Genomic DNA, 16,947 nt, shown 5'->3' with positions numbered 1-16,947 from the left:
CTAACCCAGTCTGTCCACCGCACCCCGTATGCGCGTGAAGGCCCCCTTCCCTCGGCCATGGGTTTGAATGACCAGCCGAGGGAAGGGGGCCTTCACGCGCGAAACGATCAGCCGATCGCGGAGACCAGCGGGTTGTAGTAGCCACCGCGCTGACCGGTGGCCGTCGGGTGGTACGAGTTCACGATCGGCCAGGTGAGGCTGTGCAGGTAGTCGTCGGCCGACGAACAGATGTTGTGCCCGGTGAAGGCACTCCGCACGTCGACGAACTTCGCACCGGCCGCGGAGGCCCGGGCCGACAGCACCGACGCCAGCGCGTCGGAGCCCGAGTTGATCGCCGAGCGCTTGGTGTCGCTCAGCCCGACAGAGCACGAACCCGGCACCGTGTAGAAGCGCGGGTACCCGAGGACGACCAGCTTCGCGTTGGGCGCCTTCGACTTGATCTTGCTGTAAACGTTGTTCAGCAGCCCGGGAAGCGTGTTGTTCACGTAGGTCTTCGCGGTGTTGACCCGGTTGACGCAGGTCTGGTCGCTGCCGGTGGTACAGCTGGTCATGACGTCGGCGAACCCGGCGTCGTTGCCGCCGACCGAGACCGTCACCAGCGTGGCGCTGGAGGTGACGTTCGCGATCTGATTGAGGACGTCGCCGGTGCGCGCCCCCGAGCACGCGACGAACTTGAAGGTGGTCCCGGCGTGGGCGTTGGCCCACAGCTGGGGGTAGGAGTTGGCACTGCGCATGCAATCGCCCGAGTTCCCGTAGCTGCCGGCACCGACGCCGGACGAGTACGAGTCACCGAGCGCCACGTAGTTGGTCGCCGCCTGGGCGGTGCCCGCGAGACCGAGCGTGGCGAGTACAGCGACCCCCAGGGCCGCACCTAAACGAGTGAAGGAAAGTGCTTTGATCCGAGCAGGGACGGACATGGTCACTCCTTTGTGACAAGTTAACGAGTCACAGCATTACCAGGTGGTAGCCCCACGCAAAAGGGTCATTTCCCCAGGTAACCCGCTTGGCTCAGGCTGGAAGTACGGCCGCGTGTTAGCGCTCGCTAACACGCGGCCCTAATATGGCCAGATGCCGGCGAACCCCACCCCACTCGTGAACGGCGAGAAGGCGAACAGGCGCGAACAGATCATGGCCGCCGCCGCGGAGCTCTTCGCCCACCACGGCTTCCACGGCGTCGGCATCGACGACATCGGCGCGGCCGTCGGCATCTCCGGCCCGGCGCTGTACCGGCATTTCCGCAGCAAGGACGCCATCCTCGGCGAGATGCTGAACTCGATCAGCCACTACCTCCTCGACGGCGGGACGGCCAGGGCGAGCCAGCGGGACGAGCCGGGCGAGGTTCTCGAAGCACTGGTGAATTTTCACGTGGACTTCGCGCTCGCGCATCCCGCGTTGATCACCGTCCAAGAGCGCAACCTCGCCAATCTCACCGACAGTGACCGCAAGCAGGTCCGCGCCATGCAGCGTCAGTACGTCGAGGTCTGGGTGCGCGCGATCAGCGACGCCGTCCCCGGCATCGGCGAACGGCAGGCACGCTCGGCGGCGCACGCGGTCTTCGGCTTGATCAACTCGACGCCGTACAACCGCCATCTCGGTGACAGCGAACTGGCCGAGATGCTCTGCCGTCTCGCGCTGGGTGCACTGCACGCCGCGATGTGACCACGTCCGGGTTTCGGCCTATCCCCACTTTTCCGTCCTCTGGTGTTTGATAGGCACGTGGAGCCGGACAGGAGCGAGTACGAGCGGAGGCTCGTCGAAAAGGCGCAGCGTGCGCTCGTGGCGATCAGCCTCGGGGAGGACGCCGAAGCGCTCGACGAGCTCACTCCGACCGCTGTCGAGCCCCGCGCCCGCTCCGAAGAGACCAAAGAGCTCGTGATGATGCTCTTCGGCGAATGCAGCGCCATGGTGTCGACGCTGGGTGATGGAGGAAGTGCGCCGGTCAAGGTGCAGGTGTTCGACGAGGACGGTGAAGAGGTCTCGATCGACCAGGCGGACCCGCCCGTGCGGACGGCCGTGCGCACCCTGCTCGCCGAAGTGCACGGCAACAGCGAGGCCGCGCAGGAGCAGGTCGAGATCGCGCTCGCCAACGCCGCGCCGGACGAGGTGGACAGCCTGGTGCTGCAGGCGCTGCGCTGGACGATCCGGCTGTCGGCGGAATGCCTGGACCGGGACCTGCCGGTGGCGCCCTGGATTTCGGACGCCGTCGCGGACTAGGGCGGTCGTGAGTGGTGGAGACCAGAAGGCGTCGCTAGCCGAGCAGGAGTTTCACCAGCCGCGCGATCTGCTCGGTCTCGATCAGGAACGAGTCGTGCCCGTAAGGCGAGCCGATGACGGCGAATTCCGCCCCGTCGACCCCGTCCGCGATCGCCTGCGACTGGTACAGCGGATAGAGCCGGTCACTGTCCACTCCGGCGGCGACAGTGCGCGCGGTGATCCGGCCGAGCGCGTTCGCGACGCCGCCCCGGTCGCGGCCGACGTCGTGGGTGTTCATCGATTCGGTGAGCACCAAGTAACTGCCGGCGTCGAACCGGCGGGACAGCTTCCCGGCATGGTGGTCCAAATAGGACTCGACGGCGAACCGTCCGCCGCGCAGCGGGTCTTCGCCGTCTTGGTAGTCGCGGCCGAAGCGTTGTGCCAGCTCGGCTTCGCTGCGATAGGTCGCGTGCGCGATCCGGCGGGCGACGCCGAGACCGGCGTGAGGGCCGCCGCCGGGGACGTCGTAGTAGTCACCGCCGTGCCAGCCCGGATCGGAGCGGATGGCGTGCAGTTGCGGCGCGGCCCAGGCGATCTGGTCCGCCGACGCCTGCGCCGTCGACGCCAGCACGAGCAGCGCGGCGACCCTGCCGGGCTCGCTCACCGCCCATTCCAGCGCGCGCATCCCGCCCATGGAACCGCCCAGCACCGCGGCCCACCGGCCGATGCCCAGCGCGTCGGCCAGGACGACCTCGGCGGCCACCTGGTCCCGGACGGTCACGGCGGGAAACCTGCCGCCCCAAGGACTTCCGTCCGGATGCGGTGAGGACGGGCCGGTCGAGCCCTGGCAGCCGCCGAGCACATTCGGTACCACGACGAAGAAAGTGTCGGTGTCGATCGCCTTGCCCGGTCCGATCAGGCCGTCCCACCAGCCAGGGCTGACGTGGCCTTCCTCCGCCGGTCCGACGGCATGGCTGTCCCCGGTGAGCGCGTGCTCGACGAGGATCGCGTTGGAGGCGCCCGAATTCAGCGTCCCCCAGGTCTCGTAGGCGAGCGTGAACGGGATCTCGCCCCCGGTTTCGAGCGGCTGGACGCCGGTGACGAACCGGCGGCGGCCGGGCGGATCCCCCTCCCGCCACGCACCGGTGGCGGGAGGGGGATCGGGAGCCTGCGTCACAGAGCCGCCTTGGCCGCCCGGAATCCGGCCTCGAGATCGGCCTTGAGGTCCTCGATGCCTTCCAGCCCGACGGCGAGCCGCACGAGACCCGGCGTGACACCGCTGGAGACCTGCTCCTCCGGCGTCAGCTGGCTGTGCGTCGTCGAGGCGGGGTGCACGATCAGGCTGCGCACGTCGCCGATGTTGACCAGCTGGCTGTGCAGTTCCGTACCGTCCACAAAGGCCCGCCCGGCCTCGACACCGCCGCGCAGGTCGAACGACAGCACGGCGCCTGCGCCCTTCGGCAGGTACTTCTTCGCGGCCTCGTGGAACGGGCTCGACGGCAGCCCGGCGTAGTACACCTTCTCGACCTCGTCGCGCTGCTCCAGCCATTCGGCCAGCGCCTGCGCGTTGGACACGTGCCGCTCCAAGCGCAGCGACAGCGTCTCGATCCCTTGCAGGATCAGGAAACTGTTCAGCGGCGCGATCGCCGCACCGGTGTCACGCAGGATCTGGACGCGGGCCTTGGCGGCGTACGCACCGGGGCCGAGCGCCTCCCAGTACTTGAGACCGTGATAGCTCGGGTCGGCCTCGTTGAAACCGGGGAACCGCGCCGGGTCCTTGCCGAAGTCGAACGTTCCGCCGTCGACCAGCACACCGGCGACCGTGGTGCCGTGGCCGCCGAGGTACTTGGTCGCCGAGTGGACCACGATGTCGGCGCCGTGCTCGATCGGGCGGACGAGGTACGGGGTCGGCACGGTGTTGTCCACGACCAGCGGGACACCGACCTCGTGCGCGGCGTCGGCGACCTTGCGGATGTCGAGGACGTTGCTGCCCGGGTTGGCCAGGGTCTCGGCGAAGAACAGCTTGGTGTCGGGCCGGGCCGCGGCCTTCCACTGCTCGATGTCGTCCTGGTCCTCGACGAACGAGACCTCGATGCCGAGTTTCGGCAGCGTGTAATGGAAAAGGTTGTAGGTGCCGCCGTAGAGCGCCGGGCTGGAGACGAAGTGGTCACCCGCGTTCGCGAGGTTGAGGATGGCCGCCGTCGTGGCCGCGCTCCCGGAGGCGAAGGCCAGCGCCGCGACACCGCCTTCGAGCGCGGCGAGCCGCTGCTCCAGCACGTCCTGCGTCGGGTTGTTGATCCGCGTGTAGATGTTGCCCGGCTCGGCGAGGCTGAAGAGGTCGGCGCCGTGCTGGCTGTCGCGGAACACGTACGAGGTGGTCTGGTAGATCGGGGTCGCCCGCGCGCCGGTGGCGGTGTCCGGCGCCGCACCCGCGTGGATCTGCTTGGTCTCGAACGACCATCCGTCCGCGCTCATCGCGATTCTCCTAGCGGTTCAAAGGGTTTCGGCTGTTGCCACCGAAGCTAGCTCCGCCGAACGGAGCACCCAACCGCTCTCAGGACGTGGGATTCTTCTCCTGCGGGGCGAACCTGTTGCCCTCCGAATCGGTGAACATCGACCACCAGCCCCACGGCTGCTTCTCCGGGCGGGCCTGGCATTCGACGCCCTTCGCGGAAAGCTCCTCGTACGTCTTTTCGATGTCGTCGGCGTAGAAGAAGAAGTTGGCCGTCGGGAGTTCGTCGCGCACCTCGGGGTTCTTGACGTACTCCGACACGGTGCTCAAGACGAGAGCCGTCATCCCATCGGCTGAAGTCACCTCGACCCACCTGCCCCCGTCGTCACCGTAGGGCGCGTCGGTGGTGACCTCGAATCCGACGACCTCGGTCCAGAACTTCTTCGCCCGTTCTTGATCGCTCACCTCGACGACGATCTAGTGCACGCCTCGAATCGCCACGTCCGGCTCCTTTGTATCCACCATGGATATAACAAGTCGGAGCGTAGGCTTCCTCGACGGCCGTCGGCAACCCGCAGCTCGCCCCGGCGGCGTTCCGGACCCTGCCCGCGCTACCGAACGGGAGCGGTTCACCCCCGAAGACATCGACGCGAGGACACCACCCGAGGTCTGAGGTGTGCGGCGCTCCCACCTGCTGGACAATCGCAAGCATGGTTTCGGTGCGCAGTGTCGTCGACCGGGTGGGACCGACGCTGTTGCACGCCCTCCAGGTCCCCGAGGAGTCCCCCGCCGTCGGCGACGTCGTCATCGCCGAACCCGGCAACTCCCTCGCCGCGGGTGACCTCGTCCTCGGCGTCGCGATCACCGAAACCGCGGACGCCGCGGAACTCGTCAAGCACAGCGCGGCCAAAGGCGCCGCCGCCGTCCTGCTGAAGCCGCCGCTCGCGGCGAAACCGTCGGTGAAGCGGGCGGCGAAGTCGGCGGACATCGCGTTGATCGAAGTGCGGTCGGCGACGTCGTGGGCCCAACTCGTCTGGCTGCTCAGGACGGTTCTCGACGCGCTGGCCGACGAGTCGGACGCCCTGGAGGACGGCGGCGGCCCCGGTTCCGGCGACCTGTTCCGGCTCGCGGACGCCGTCGCTTCGGTGGTCGACGCGCCGGTGACGATCGAGGACACCAACTCGCGGGTACTCGCCTACTCGGCCCGGCAGGACCTGACCGACTCGGCTCGCGTGTCCACGATCATGGGCCGCCGCATTCCCGACGACGTGCTCGCGCGGTTCCGGTCACGGGGGGTGTTCCGCGAGCTTTCCCGTGGGCGGCAAACGATCTTCGTGCCCGCGCAACGTGACGGCACCCTGCCCCGGCTCATCGTGCCGATCCGGATGGGCGGCGAGCTGCTGGGGTCGATGTGGGCGGTCGTCGCGGGCCCGGTCTCCGACGAACGCGCGGCCGCGTTCGCCGACGCGGCGCCCGTCGTCGCGCTGCACCTGCTGCGCCGCCGCGCGCACACCGATTCCCAGCGCCGGGTCTCGGCCGAGCTCCTGCGTGCCGTGCTCGAAGGGAAAGCCAGTCCGCGCAAGGCGATCGCGGAACTGGACCTGTCCGAGGAGCCGCACCGCGTCGTCGTCATCGAAGTCTCCGGCGGCGACGGGCGCGACGACGAAGGGCTGCGGCTCGCCCTTCTCGAACGGATCTCGCAGGGTGTCGGCAGGCGGCCGGTGGCCACCGAACTCGGCGGCGTGCTCTACGCCGTCGTCCCGGACGGCGATGGCTGGAGCGAACTCCGGGCCGCGCTCGAAGCCCTGCCGTCGTCGAGGAAGGGTGGGACCCCGCGAGCGGCCGCGGGCTCGGCCTGCGAGATTGGCGAGCTCGCGACGTCGCGGGTCCAGGCCGACGAGGCTCTGAGCCTGCTTCGCGCGAAGCTCGTTCCTGGCCGTGTCGTGGTCTTCGACGAGGCGTGGACGGCCCTTTCGCTGCACCGCGGAGCGACCGCGGCGAGTACGGCGAAGGTCGCCGAACTCGGCCCGCTCGGCCTGCTGCGCGCGCACGACGAAGCCCACGAAAGCGGCTACGTCGACACGCTCTACCAATGGCTGAGGTATCCCGGCGACCCGCGCGCGGCCGCGAAAGAACTTCGGATCCACCCCAACACCTTGCGATACCGCATGCGGCGGCTGCTCGACCTCGTCCCACTGGACCTCGACGATCCCGACGTCCGGCTGGCGCTGATCACGCAACTCGTTTCCCTGCGCTGGAGCTGATCCGCATTCCACGAGAAACTGTTCATTGACGAACACTTTGTAGTGCGATGAAACTGTGCGCAGACGTCATGAAAGGGTCTTTCAGGACGAAAAACGTCTTGAAAGACCCTTTCATGACATCCGACAGATTAGTGCGCGCTGGCGCGATATCCGTCCTCAATGGTCTGCCGTACCGCGGCGAGCAGATCGGCACCGGGGTAAAGCGGCAAAAGCACACCGGGGCCGCCGTCGACCCGCAGCGCGGCTTCGTAGCCGTGCCCAGGGGTTTCGACCAGGCCGACAACGACATCAGCCGGATTGCCTTCGGTGTCGACGGTGCGGACACGCCGCTCCCGCCGCCAGTCCTGATTTGTCATGCGCAACAGAATGGCAGCTTACCGGCCAGTAAGATCAACATCTTGACTCGATCGTGCTGCATTTACCGTTTCGCAGGTTGCACGGCCGCGTCCACCCCCAGCGAACGCGGCCGTGCGTCATACTCGATAACCGAGGTCGTCGGCGACGAATCGCTTCGGCACCATCCGGAGCCACACCGTCCCTTTGGCCTCGGGATCATCGTGCAGGTAAGAAAGAAAACGCGCATCCCATTTGCCCTCGTCGGACCCGAGGTACCGGCTCAGCAGGCGCCGTCCACGAGGGACGTCGAACGGCCGCACCTCCGCCTCGCCCCGCGCGAGCACCTGCCGCACCAGGCCGGTGCCGACGTCACAGACGTCGACGGTCACCGCGATCGACGGTGCTTCGCGGACGAGACCGGCCAACTTCGCCCACGGTCCGGTGAGGATCCAAAAGGCCCGGTCCTCCCAGAGATACCAGGTCGGGCGCACGGTCGGCCCGGCCGTGGCGACCCTGGCCGTCAGCGGACCGGCGAGGAATTCGTCGACGTCGAACATCAGATCTCGAGCACCGTCTTGCCGATCGCGCCACGCGACTGCATGACCGCGTGCGCGTCCGCCGCCCTGGCGAGCGGGAACCGTTGGCCGATCACGGGTTCCAGCCGCCCGGCGGCGGCCTCGGCGAGCGCGGACCGGGTGAACGCCCGCATCTCGGCCGGTCCGCCGAGGTCCCGGATCACCGTGACCCCGCGCGCGGCGGCGTCCTCTTCGGACACCTCCGTCCACGAACCACTCGACAGCCCGTAGATCAGCATCCGGCCGCCGGGCTTCAGCAGCCCGAACGACGTCGTCCCGATCTCGCCTCCGACCCCGTCGAACACGACGTCGACCTCACCCGCCTTCGCCGCCCAGTCCGGCTCGCGGTAGTCGACAGCCAGATCGGCGCCGTGCTCCCGGACATGCTCGACCTTCGCCGGGCCTCCCGCCGCGCCGACGACCTCGGCGCCCGCGGCCTTGGCGAGCTGGACGATCAGCCCGCCGACACCGCCCGCCGCGGCCTCGACCAGCACGCGCTCCCCCTGCCGGATGCCCGCCGCCGTCACCAGCGCCGTCGCCGTGCGGCCGTCGGCGAGGATCGCCACCGCGGCGTCGAGGGCCAGGCCGTCCGGCACCTCGAAGACGGAATCGGCGGCGACGGCGACCCGTTCCGCGTACGCGCCGGAGCCGCCTGTCGAGGTCACGACGCGCTTTCCGACCAGATCGAGGTCGACGCCGTCGCCGACAGCGCTGATCACGCCGCCGACACCGTTGCCGGGGATCAGCGGCGGTTCGGCCCGGAACGGCCCGCCGCCGCCGGCGCGGAACTGCGTCTCGACGAACGTGATGTTGGCGAACGCCACCTCGACCAGGGCCTGCCCCGCCCCGGGGACCGGATCGGGAGCGTCGCCCGCGACAAGCACTTCGGGCCCGCCGAACTCTTTCAACCACACCGCTCTCATGTGACCCAAGGTGCAAGCTCGACTTGACTGGAGGTCAAGCGATTGTGCCGGGAAAACCATGATCGGCTCTCAATCTTGTCCCGGGCACACGATGACACCGCCGTCCGGGTACATCACCGTGAGTGGCAGCACTTGTCGTAGACCCGCCGCAGGAGGCACTCCGTGCGTATCGCCGTCCCCCGTGAAATCAAGAGGCACGAGTACCGGGTGGCGCTCACCCCGGCGGGCGTGCACGAACTGACCGGGCGCGGCCACGACGTCTTCGTCGAGACCGGCGCCGGCCTCGGCTCGTCCATCACCGACGAGGAGTACCTCGCCGCGGGCGCGAAGATCCTCGCGACGGCGGAGGAGACCTGGTCCGAGGGCGAACTCGTGCTCAAGGTCAAGGAGCCGATCGCCGAGGAGTACCCGCGGCTGCGCGCCGACCAGGTGCTGTTCACCTACCTGCACATCGCCGCGGACCGGCCGCTGACCGACGCGCTGCTGGCCGCGGGCACCACCGCGATCGCCTACGAGACCGTGCAGACCCCGAACCGCGCGCTGCCGCTGCTGGCGCCGATGTCCGAGGTCGCCGGACGGCTGGCGCCGCAGGTGGGCGCGTACTCCCTGATGAAGCCGAGCGGGGGCCGCGGTGTGCTGCCCGGCGGCATCCCCGGTGTCCACCCGGCGCGTGTGGTCGTGATCGGCGGCGGTGTCGCCGGCATCAACGCGGCGCGGGTCGCGCTCGGCCTCGGCTCGGACGTCGAGATCCTCGACACCAACGTCGACCGCCTCCGCCAGATCGACAACGACTTCGGCGGCCGCATCCGCACGGTGACCTCGAACGCGCTGTCGGTCGAGCAGTCCGTGCTGGAGGCCGACATGGTCATCGGCGCGGTGCTCGTGCCCGGCGCGAAGGCGCCGAAGCTGGTCTCGAACGACCTCGTTTCGCGGATGCGTCCGGGCAGTGTGCTGGTGGACATCGCGATCGACCAGGGCGGTTGCTTCGCCGACTCGCGGCCGACCACGCACGACGCGCCGACCTACAAGGTCCACGAGTCAGTGTTCTACTGCGTCGCGAACATGCCGGGCGCGGTGCCCCGCACGTCGACCTACGGGCTGACCAACGTGACGCTGCCGTACGCCGTCCAGCTCGCGGACCACGGCTGGCACAAGGCGCTGCAGGCCGACGCTTCGCTGGCGAAGGGCCTCAACACGCACTCGGGCGCCCTCACGAACGCCCCTGTCGCGGCCGCGCACGGCCTGCCCGCCACCGATCTGGCCGCCGTCCTGGCCTGATCCCCCAAGCCACCCTCCTACGCGAGGGGCCTTTGCCACCCCAGTGGGCAAAGGTCCCTCGCTCCTTTTCGTGTACACGGGTGAACCTCGGGACGGGACCAAAACACCGTTCAACCCCTCGGAACCGAGTAAACCTCGCGAACCGCCGCAGACCGCACCGTGGGGTCTGGGGCTCGGGCCCCAGAAATAACGGCGGCCCGCTCAACCAACCTGGGGGTCATTGGGAGCGGGCCGCCTCCTACATCGTAGGTAATAAGTCGCCGCCGCGCTGCATGGGGTTGCCATGTCTTCGGAATTACTTCTTCACGGACCACCCCGGCAGTCGGTGATTTTCCGCGCTCTACGACACATATCCCGTAGTCAGCGGCCATTCGGCCCAGTTCCGGGTGCGCTGAGGGACGGAGTCGTCACCGCGTCGAACGTGACGAACGTCGCTTTCGGCGGATTGACCCCTTCCGCGAGTGCGGACACACCCCGTGAGGCAGGATGTCGCGTGATCGGCCTTCGTCAACAAAAGGGGACGGTATGCACGACGGCAGTGGCCGCATCGCGGTGCAGAACCTGAGCAAGCAGTTCGGCGCGGTCAACGCGGTCCAGAATCTGAGCTTCACGGTGGAGCCCGGTTCGGTGACCGGCTTCCTGGGGCCCAACGGGGCCGGGAAGACCACGACGCTCCGGATGCTGCTCGGGCTGGTGACGCCCACGAACGGCACGGCGACCATCAACGGGCGCCCGCACGACCAGCTGGGGAATCCGGCAAGGGTCGTCGGTTCGGTGCTGGAGAACGAGGGTTTCCACCCAGGGCGCACGGCACGGAATCACCTGCGCGTGTACGCGGCGGCGATCGGGATGCCGGATCAGCGCGTGGACGAGGTGCTGGGCCTGGTGGGCCTCTCGTCGGCGGCGGACCGCAAGGCGGGCGGGTTCTCGCTCGGTATGCGGCAGCGGCTGGCGCTGGCGACGGCGTTGCTGGGGAACCCGCAGGTGCTGGTGCTGGACGAGCCCACGAACGGTCTCGACCCCGAAGGCATCCTGTGGCTGCGGAACTTCCTGCGCGCGTATGCGCGTGAGGGGCGCACGGTGCTGGTCTCGAGCCACCTCCTGAACGAGGTGGAGCAGACGATCGACCAGGTCGTGATCATCAGCCAGGGCATGACGCGCTACAACGGCTCGCTGGACCAGTTGCGCAAGAGCAACCAGTCCCGCGTGCTGGTGCAGTCCGCCGACGCGAACGGCCTCGTCGCCGCGTTGCAGGAGGCGGGCATCACGCAGGTCTCGCCGATGCCGGACGGCCGGGTCGCGGTCTCCGGTGCGACGGTGCAGCAGATCGGTGACATCTCCGCCAAGGCGAGCATCGCGGTCTACGGCATGCAGGAGGAGACAGCGGATCTGGAGCGGATGTTCTTCCAGCTGACGCAGGGCCAGTACTCCGCGCCGCAGCCCGGTTTCCAGCAGCAGGGCCCGCCGCCGGGCTACCAGGGTCCGCCCCCGGGTTATCAGGGCCCGCCGCCCGGATACCAGGGGCCGCCGCCCGGATACGCGCCCCAGAACACGCCGCCGCCCGGTTTCGCGCCTCCGCAGCAGTACCAGCAGCAGGGTCAGCCGCCGCAGCAACAGCAGCAGTACCAGCAGGCGCCGCCTCAGCAGCAGGCGCCGCAGCAGGGCCAGAACGAGGGCTGGGGAGGCCAGGGCTGATGGGCAACCTGATCAAGGCGGAGTTCCGCAAGACGCTCACGCTCAAGGCGTGGTGGGCGCTGATGATCCCCGCGGTGGTCTTCGCGTTCGCGTTCGCCCTGTTCTGGGGCATGGTCACGAACGACTTCAGTGACTTCCTCGGCCGCTCGGACACCCGTGAACTGACCGAAGCACTCGGCATCTCGACCGGCGAACTGCCCGTCGGCCTGCTCGCCCTCGGGCACGGCATCAACATCGGCACGATGATCCCGATCATCTTCGGTGTCTTCGCCCTCGCCGGCGAGTACACGAAGAAGACGATCACCACGACGTTCCTCACCGCCCCGAACCGGGTTTCGGCGTTGAGCGCGAAGATGATCACCTACGTCGCGTGGGGCGCGATCTACGGTGTGATCATCGTGGCCGCGGCGAGCCTCGGCACCGTGATCACGGTCGACAGCGAGCGCCTGCCGACGGCGGGCCAGTGGCTGGGCGTGCTCGGCGCCGGTGTCCTCGCGACGATCCTGGCGACCCTGTTCGGCATCGGGGTCGGCGCCGTGTGGCGCAGCGTGATCGGCAGCATCATCACGCTGACCATCTGGATGCTCGTGGTCGAGAACGTCCTGGTGTTCGTGTCCTTCGGCGCCTGGGACATCACGTGGCTGGGCGGGGTCCTGCCGAACGGCACGGTCAACGGCATCGTGGGCGCCATCGGCGCCGAAGCGTTCGGTGCCGCCGGCGTGAAGGTGCCCGGCCTGCAGGACGAGACGGCGTGGGCACTGCAGTACGCGGCCGGAGCGCCCGGCGCGTTCTCGTGGTGGGCCTCGGCACTCATCTTCTTCGGCTGGACGATGGTCTTCTTCCTCGCCGGCTGGGCCGTGAACCAGAAGAAGGACATCACTTAATTGATCGCGCGCTGACGTAAACGTGCCGAAGGGGCGTCGGACCGCTTCAACCTGCGGGTTGGGTGGGAAGGCGCCCCTTCATCACGTTTACGTGGGCCTTCGGCCCGAAAGAGGGCGCGCGACGGGTGAAGTCTCCGTCGGGCGCGGGGTGCCCTTGGGGAGTCCGTTCGGGGGCGTCGGCGTGGGTCACCTTTTCGCCGGACGTGCGGCACTCGCTCTGCCGGACGTGGGCTACCTCACCACCGGGCGTGCGGCACTCGCCCTGCCGGACGTGGGCTATCGCCCCGCTCTACATGGATCACCTCCCGCTGGACGTGGGGCACCTCCCTGCTCGACGTGGGTCCACCTCACTGCTGGACGTGGGGCACGGCTCCACCACGTGTGCCATGAAAGGTCCTTTCCTTGCAAATTTGGCAAGGAAAGGACCTTTCATGGCGTTCGGCCCTCCGCGAACCGGCCGATCATGTCGGTGGGGCCGCCTAGGCTGACGGGGTGACTACTGCTCCACCTCGTCCGCGTCAAGCCAGTCCGGCTCGTGAGACCACCCCCGCACCCGCCGGAGGCTGGATCCGCCGCCTGGCCGCTTCATGCTGGAAACACCCCTGGCTGGTCGTACTGTCGCTGGGCGCGGCGATCATCGGCGTCGGGCTGCAGGCCGCCGGTCCGCTGCTGATCCGCGAGGCGCTCGACGGCGCCGTCGCGGGCGACACCTCCAACCTCGGCCTCCTCGCCGCCGTGATGGCGGTGCTGCAGGTGCTGACCTTCGGCAACGCCTTCGCCCGCCGGTACGTCGGCGGGCGGCTCGCCCTCGACGTCCAGCACGATCTGCGCCGCCAGGTCTTCAACGCGGTCTCCCGGCTCGACGGCGGCAAGCAGGACGCGCTGCGCACCGGGCAGGTCGCCTCCCGCGCGATCTCCGATCTGCAACTGGTCACGTCGGTCCTGATGCAGGTGCCGCTCTCGGCCGGGTCGGTGATCTTCGCGCTCCTGTCGCTCGGCGCGATGCTGTGGATGTCACCGACGCTGACCCTGATCGCGATGGTGGTCGCCCCGGCGATCGCGATCATCATGGCCGTGAGCCGGAAGCGGCTCTTCCCCGCGACCTGGGCGGCCCAGCAGCGCGCGGCCGACGTCGCGCAGCAGGTCGAGGAGACCGTCACCGGCGTACGCGTCGTGAAGGGCTTCGGCCAGGAAGCGCGCGAAGTCGCGAAGCTGGAGAAGACGGCGAAGAAGCTCTTCGCGGAACGCATGCGCGCGGCGAGGCTGTCCTCTTTGCCCACGGCGACGACAGCGGCGCTGCCCGCGGCCGGTCAGGTCGCGGTGCTGGCGGTCGGCGGCGTTCTGGCGCTGAAGGGCGAAGTCAGCCTCGGCACCTTCCTGGCCTTCGCGACCTATCTGTCCATCCTGATCGGCCCGGCGCGGATGATCTCGAGTCTCGTCGTCCAGGCCCAGCTGACCAGGGCGGGCGCGGAGCGGGTCAACGAACTGATCGACGCGCAGCCGGACGTCGTCGACAGCCCGGACGCGCGGCCGCTGCCCGAAGGCCCTCTCGGCGTCCGGCTGGAGGACGTCTCCTTCGGCTACACGCGGTCGGATCCTGTGCTCGACGGGCTCACCCTGGAGGCCTTGCCGGGCGAGACGCTCGCGCTGGTCGGTACGGCCGGTTCGGGCAAGTCGACGATCTCCTTGCTGCTGCCCCGGTTCTACGACGTGCACAGCGGTTCGGTCCAGGTCGGCGACCTCGACGTCCGCGACGTGCGGCAGCACGACCTGCGCAGCGTGATCGGCGTGGTCTTCGAGGAAGCGTTCCTCTTCTCCTCGTCGGTGCGCGACAACATCGCCTACGGCAGGCCGGACGCGAGCGACGAGGAGATCCGCGCGGCCGCGCGGGCGGCGGAAGCGGACGAGTTCATCCAGCGGCTTCCCGACGGCTACGACACGCTCATCGGCGAGCGCGGCCTCACGTTGTCGGGCGGGCAGCGGCAGCGGCTCGGCCTGGCCAGGGCACTGATGACCGATCCACGCGTGCTGGTCCTCGACGACGCGACGTCCGCCATCGACACGGTCACCGAGGCCGCGATCCACGACACGCTGCGCTCGGTCACCGCGAGCCGGACGACCCTGCTGATCGCGCACCGCCGCTCCACCCTCGCCCTCGCCGACCGGATCGCCGTGCTGGACAAGGGCCGCGTCGTCGACATCGGCACCGAGGAAGAACTGCTGGCCCGCTGCCCGCTGTTCCGCGAACTCGTCGCGGGGCCGGGTGACGACGTCGAGGAACCGCATCGCTGCGAGGGTCTCGACTGCGGCCCCGCGGGGATCACCCCCGCCCTGTGGCCGGAGCAGGACAAGGCCGACGAACTGGCGGACGAGCGGAAGGGCACCGGCGGCGAGTGGGACGTCAACCTGCCGCCGAGCGAGGAACTCATCGAAGGCGTCCGGAAGCTGCCACCCGCGAACGACGTCCCGGTGTTGCCGGGTACCGACGTCACCGCGCCCGAACCGAAGTTCCGCCTCGGCCGCCTGCTGAAACCGGTGCGCGGCCCGCTAGCCGTGGTGATCGGCCTGGTCGCGGCGGACGCGCTGGCCACCATCGCGATGCCCGCGCTGTACCAGCACGGCATCGACAACGGGGTGCGCGCCGGCGCGGAGGCGGTGATCTGGCTGGCCGCCGGGATCGGCGCGCTGGTGATCCTCGCGGACTGGCTGGTGATCTACCTCCAGACCAAGATGACCGCGCGCGTCGGCGAGACGGTGCTGTATTCGCTGCGAGTGCGCAGTTACGCCCATCTGCAACGGCTCGGGCTCGACTTCTACGAACGCGAACTGTCCGGGAAGATCATGACCCGGATGACGACCGACGTCGACGCGCTCTCGACGTTCCTGCAGACCGGTGTCGCGCAAGCCGTGGTGAGCGCGCTGACCCTGGTCGGGATCGCGGCGGCGCTGATGGTCACCGACCTCGGGCTGGCGGCGTACGCGCTCGCGGTGCTGCCGATCCTCGTCGTGGCGACGGTGATCTTCCGCCGGGCTTCGTCCAAGGCGTACACCGAAGCCCGGGAGCGGGTCAGCGTCGTCAACGCGGACATGCAGGAGAACGTGAACGGCCTGCGGGTCGCGCAGGCGTACACGCGCGAGGAGCGCACGGCGGAGAAGTTCGCGTCCCGCAGCGACGAGTACCGGCGTTCACGGCTTCGCGCCCAGCGCCTCGTCGCGACGTACTTCCCTTTCGCGGCGATGCTTTCCGGACTGGCCGAGGTCGTCGTGCTGATCGTCGGCGCGAACCGGGTCGCGGCGGGCACGCTGTCGGCCGGTGTCCTGGTGGCGTTCCTGTTGTACCTCGGCCAGTTCTTCTCACCGATCCAGCAACTGTCCTCGGTGTTCGACGGCTACCAGCAGGCGCGGGTCGGCCTGTCGCGCATCGGCGATCTGCTGCGCACCCCGACTTCCGTTCCGGAGGCGGAGAAACCGGTCGCGGTCCCGGAGCGGCTGCGGGGCGAGGTCTCCTTCAAGGACGTCGATTTCGCTTACACCGCAACGGACGAGCCCGCCCTGACGCGGCTTTCACTGGAGGTCGCGGCCGGGGAGACCATCGCCTTGGTCGGGGCGACGGGCGCCGGGAAGTCGACGGCGGTGAAGCTCGTCGCGCGTTTCTACGACGCGACAGGCGGTGTGGTCCGGATCGACGGAACCGACATCCGCGAGTACGACTTGGCCGCTCTGCGCACCCGGATGGGCGTGGTGCCACAGGAAGCACATCTGTTCTCGGGGACCGTCGCGGACAATGTGCGCTACGGCAGGCCTTCCGCGACCGACGCGGAGGTCGAGGAAGCGGTCCGGTCCGTCGGCGCGCTCGACGGTGTCGCCGCGCTTCCCGCCGGTTTCCACCAGCCCGTCGGTGAACGAGGACGATCGCTTTCGGCCGGACAGCGGCAACTCGTCGCCCTCGCCCGCGCCGAACTCGTGGACCCGGACGTCCTCCTGCTCGACGAGGCGACAGCGGCACTGGACCCGTCCACCGAAGCCGCCGTCCTGCGCGCGACGGAACAACTCGCGCGCCGCCGCACGACTTTCGTGGTCGCGCACCGCCTCGCCACCGCGGCCAAGGCGGATCGGATCGTGGTGCTGGACCACGGCCGGATCATCGAACAGGGCACCCACGCGGACCTGGTCGCCGCCGGCGGCCACTACGCACGCCTATGGTCCCTGGGCTGAGCGGGTCGTGAGTGGCGATTCGGGTTAGAACCCGAGTCGCCACTCACGACCACCCGGACCCACACGTCACCGCCGCCTCACCCACCTGAAGTCCGTGAAGGCCTCCTTCCCTACCTTCAGAGTAGGCAAGGG

General features: G+C 69.0%; 14 protein-coding genes. 7 read left to right on the top strand and 7 right to left on the bottom strand.

Annotated elements, in window-relative coordinates; all coding sequences use genetic code 11:
• Positions 1–107: 107 nt before the first annotated feature.
• A complete protein-coding gene (locus ACFOSH_RS17240) occupies positions 108–917 on the bottom strand; it encodes an SGNH/GDSL hydrolase family protein (protein ID WP_378239917.1) in 810 nt (269 codons plus the stop codon).
• Between the two features lie 151 nt (positions 918–1,068).
• Here ACFOSH_RS17240 and ACFOSH_RS17235 point away from each other — a divergent pair, with 151 nt between their 5' ends.
• Positions 1,069–1,659: an SACE_7040 family transcriptional regulator gene (locus ACFOSH_RS17235; protein ID WP_378239916.1), complete on the top strand. Its 591-nt coding sequence runs from the start codon at positions 1,069–1,071 to the stop codon at positions 1,657–1,659.
• 57 nt (positions 1,660–1,716) lie between these two features.
• A complete protein-coding gene (locus tag ACFOSH_RS17230) occupies positions 1,717–2,214 on the top strand; it encodes a hypothetical protein (protein WP_005150645.1) in 498 nt (165 codons plus the stop codon).
• Positions 2,215–2,248: 34 nt separating this feature from the next.
• On the opposite strand, the gene metX is transcribed toward ACFOSH_RS17230, so the two are convergent.
• The 3 genes from metX to ACFOSH_RS17215 form a co-directional block, all read right to left on the bottom strand.
• The gene (gene metX, locus ACFOSH_RS17225; RefSeq protein ID WP_378239915.1) at positions 2,249–3,370 is read right to left on the bottom strand and encodes a homoserine O-acetyltransferase MetX; all 1,122 of its coding nucleotides are present in this window, start codon (positions 3,368–3,370) and stop codon (positions 2,249–2,251) included.
• The gene (locus ACFOSH_RS17220; RefSeq protein ID WP_378239914.1) at positions 3,367–4,668 is read right to left on the bottom strand and encodes a bifunctional o-acetylhomoserine/o-acetylserine sulfhydrylase; all 1,302 of its coding nucleotides are present in this window, start codon (positions 4,666–4,668) and stop codon (positions 3,367–3,369) included. The genes metX and ACFOSH_RS17220 overlap by 4 nt, the downstream gene beginning before the upstream one ends.
• A 79-nt stretch (positions 4,669–4,747) precedes the next feature.
• Positions 4,748–5,122 carry a VOC family protein gene (locus ACFOSH_RS17215; protein ID WP_378239979.1) on the bottom strand — a complete coding sequence of 125 codons (375 nt, stop codon included), beginning with the start codon at positions 5,120–5,122 and terminating at the stop codon, positions 4,748–4,750.
• Positions 5,123–5,355: 233 nt separating this feature from the next.
• On the opposite strand from ACFOSH_RS17215, the gene ACFOSH_RS17210 reads away from it, so the two are divergent.
• Positions 5,356–6,909 (top strand): PucR family transcriptional regulator, encoded by a 1,554-nt coding sequence (locus ACFOSH_RS17210; RefSeq protein WP_378239913.1) that lies wholly within the window; start codon positions 5,356–5,358, stop codon positions 6,907–6,909.
• Positions 6,910–7,037: 128 nt separating this feature from the next.
• Here ACFOSH_RS17210 and ACFOSH_RS17205 read toward each other — a convergent pair whose 3' ends face one another.
• The 3 genes from ACFOSH_RS17205 to ACFOSH_RS17195 form a co-directional block, all read right to left on the bottom strand.
• Positions 7,038–7,265 carry a hypothetical protein gene (locus tag ACFOSH_RS17205; protein ID WP_005150660.1) on the bottom strand — a complete coding sequence of 76 codons (228 nt, stop codon included), beginning with the start codon at positions 7,263–7,265 and terminating at the stop codon, positions 7,038–7,040.
• A gap of 117 nt (positions 7,266–7,382) precedes the next feature.
• Positions 7,383–7,802, bottom strand: a complete 420-nt coding sequence (locus ACFOSH_RS17200) for a pyridoxamine 5'-phosphate oxidase family protein (protein WP_378239912.1) — start codon at positions 7,800–7,802, stop codon at positions 7,383–7,385.
• A complete protein-coding gene (locus ACFOSH_RS17195) occupies positions 7,802–8,743 on the bottom strand; it encodes a zinc-binding dehydrogenase (RefSeq protein WP_378239911.1) in 942 nt (313 codons plus the stop codon). The genes ACFOSH_RS17200 and ACFOSH_RS17195 overlap by 1 nt, the downstream gene beginning before the upstream one ends.
• 162 nt (positions 8,744–8,905) lie before the next feature.
• On the opposite strand from ACFOSH_RS17195, the gene ald reads away from it, so the two are divergent.
• From ald to ACFOSH_RS17175, 4 genes are all read left to right on the top strand, one after another.
• On the top strand, positions 8,906–10,021 hold the full coding sequence (ald, locus tag ACFOSH_RS17190; protein ID WP_378239910.1) for an alanine dehydrogenase: 1,116 nt from the start codon (positions 8,906–8,908) through the stop codon (positions 10,019–10,021).
• A 525-nt stretch (positions 10,022–10,546) separates the two neighbouring features.
• Positions 10,547–11,716, top strand: a complete 1,170-nt coding sequence (locus ACFOSH_RS17185) for an ABC transporter ATP-binding protein (RefSeq protein ID WP_378239909.1) — start codon at positions 10,547–10,549, stop codon at positions 11,714–11,716.
• Positions 11,716–12,600, top strand: a complete 885-nt coding sequence (locus ACFOSH_RS17180) for an ABC transporter permease subunit (protein WP_378239908.1) — start codon at positions 11,716–11,718, stop codon at positions 12,598–12,600. The genes ACFOSH_RS17185 and ACFOSH_RS17180 overlap by 1 nt, the downstream gene beginning before the upstream one ends.
• Before the next feature lie 492 nt (positions 12,601–13,092).
• Positions 13,093–16,815 carry an ABC transporter ATP-binding protein gene (locus ACFOSH_RS17175; RefSeq protein WP_378239907.1) on the top strand — a complete coding sequence of 1,241 codons (3,723 nt, stop codon included), beginning with the start codon at positions 13,093–13,095 and terminating at the stop codon, positions 16,813–16,815.
• Positions 16,816–16,947 lie beyond the last annotated feature (132 nt).

Source organism: Amycolatopsis speibonae (assembly GCF_042647925.1).
Lineage (GTDB): Bacteria > Actinomycetota > Actinomycetes > Mycobacteriales > Pseudonocardiaceae > Amycolatopsis > Amycolatopsis speibonae.
This window is presented reverse-complemented; position numbering and strand designations above follow the sequence as displayed.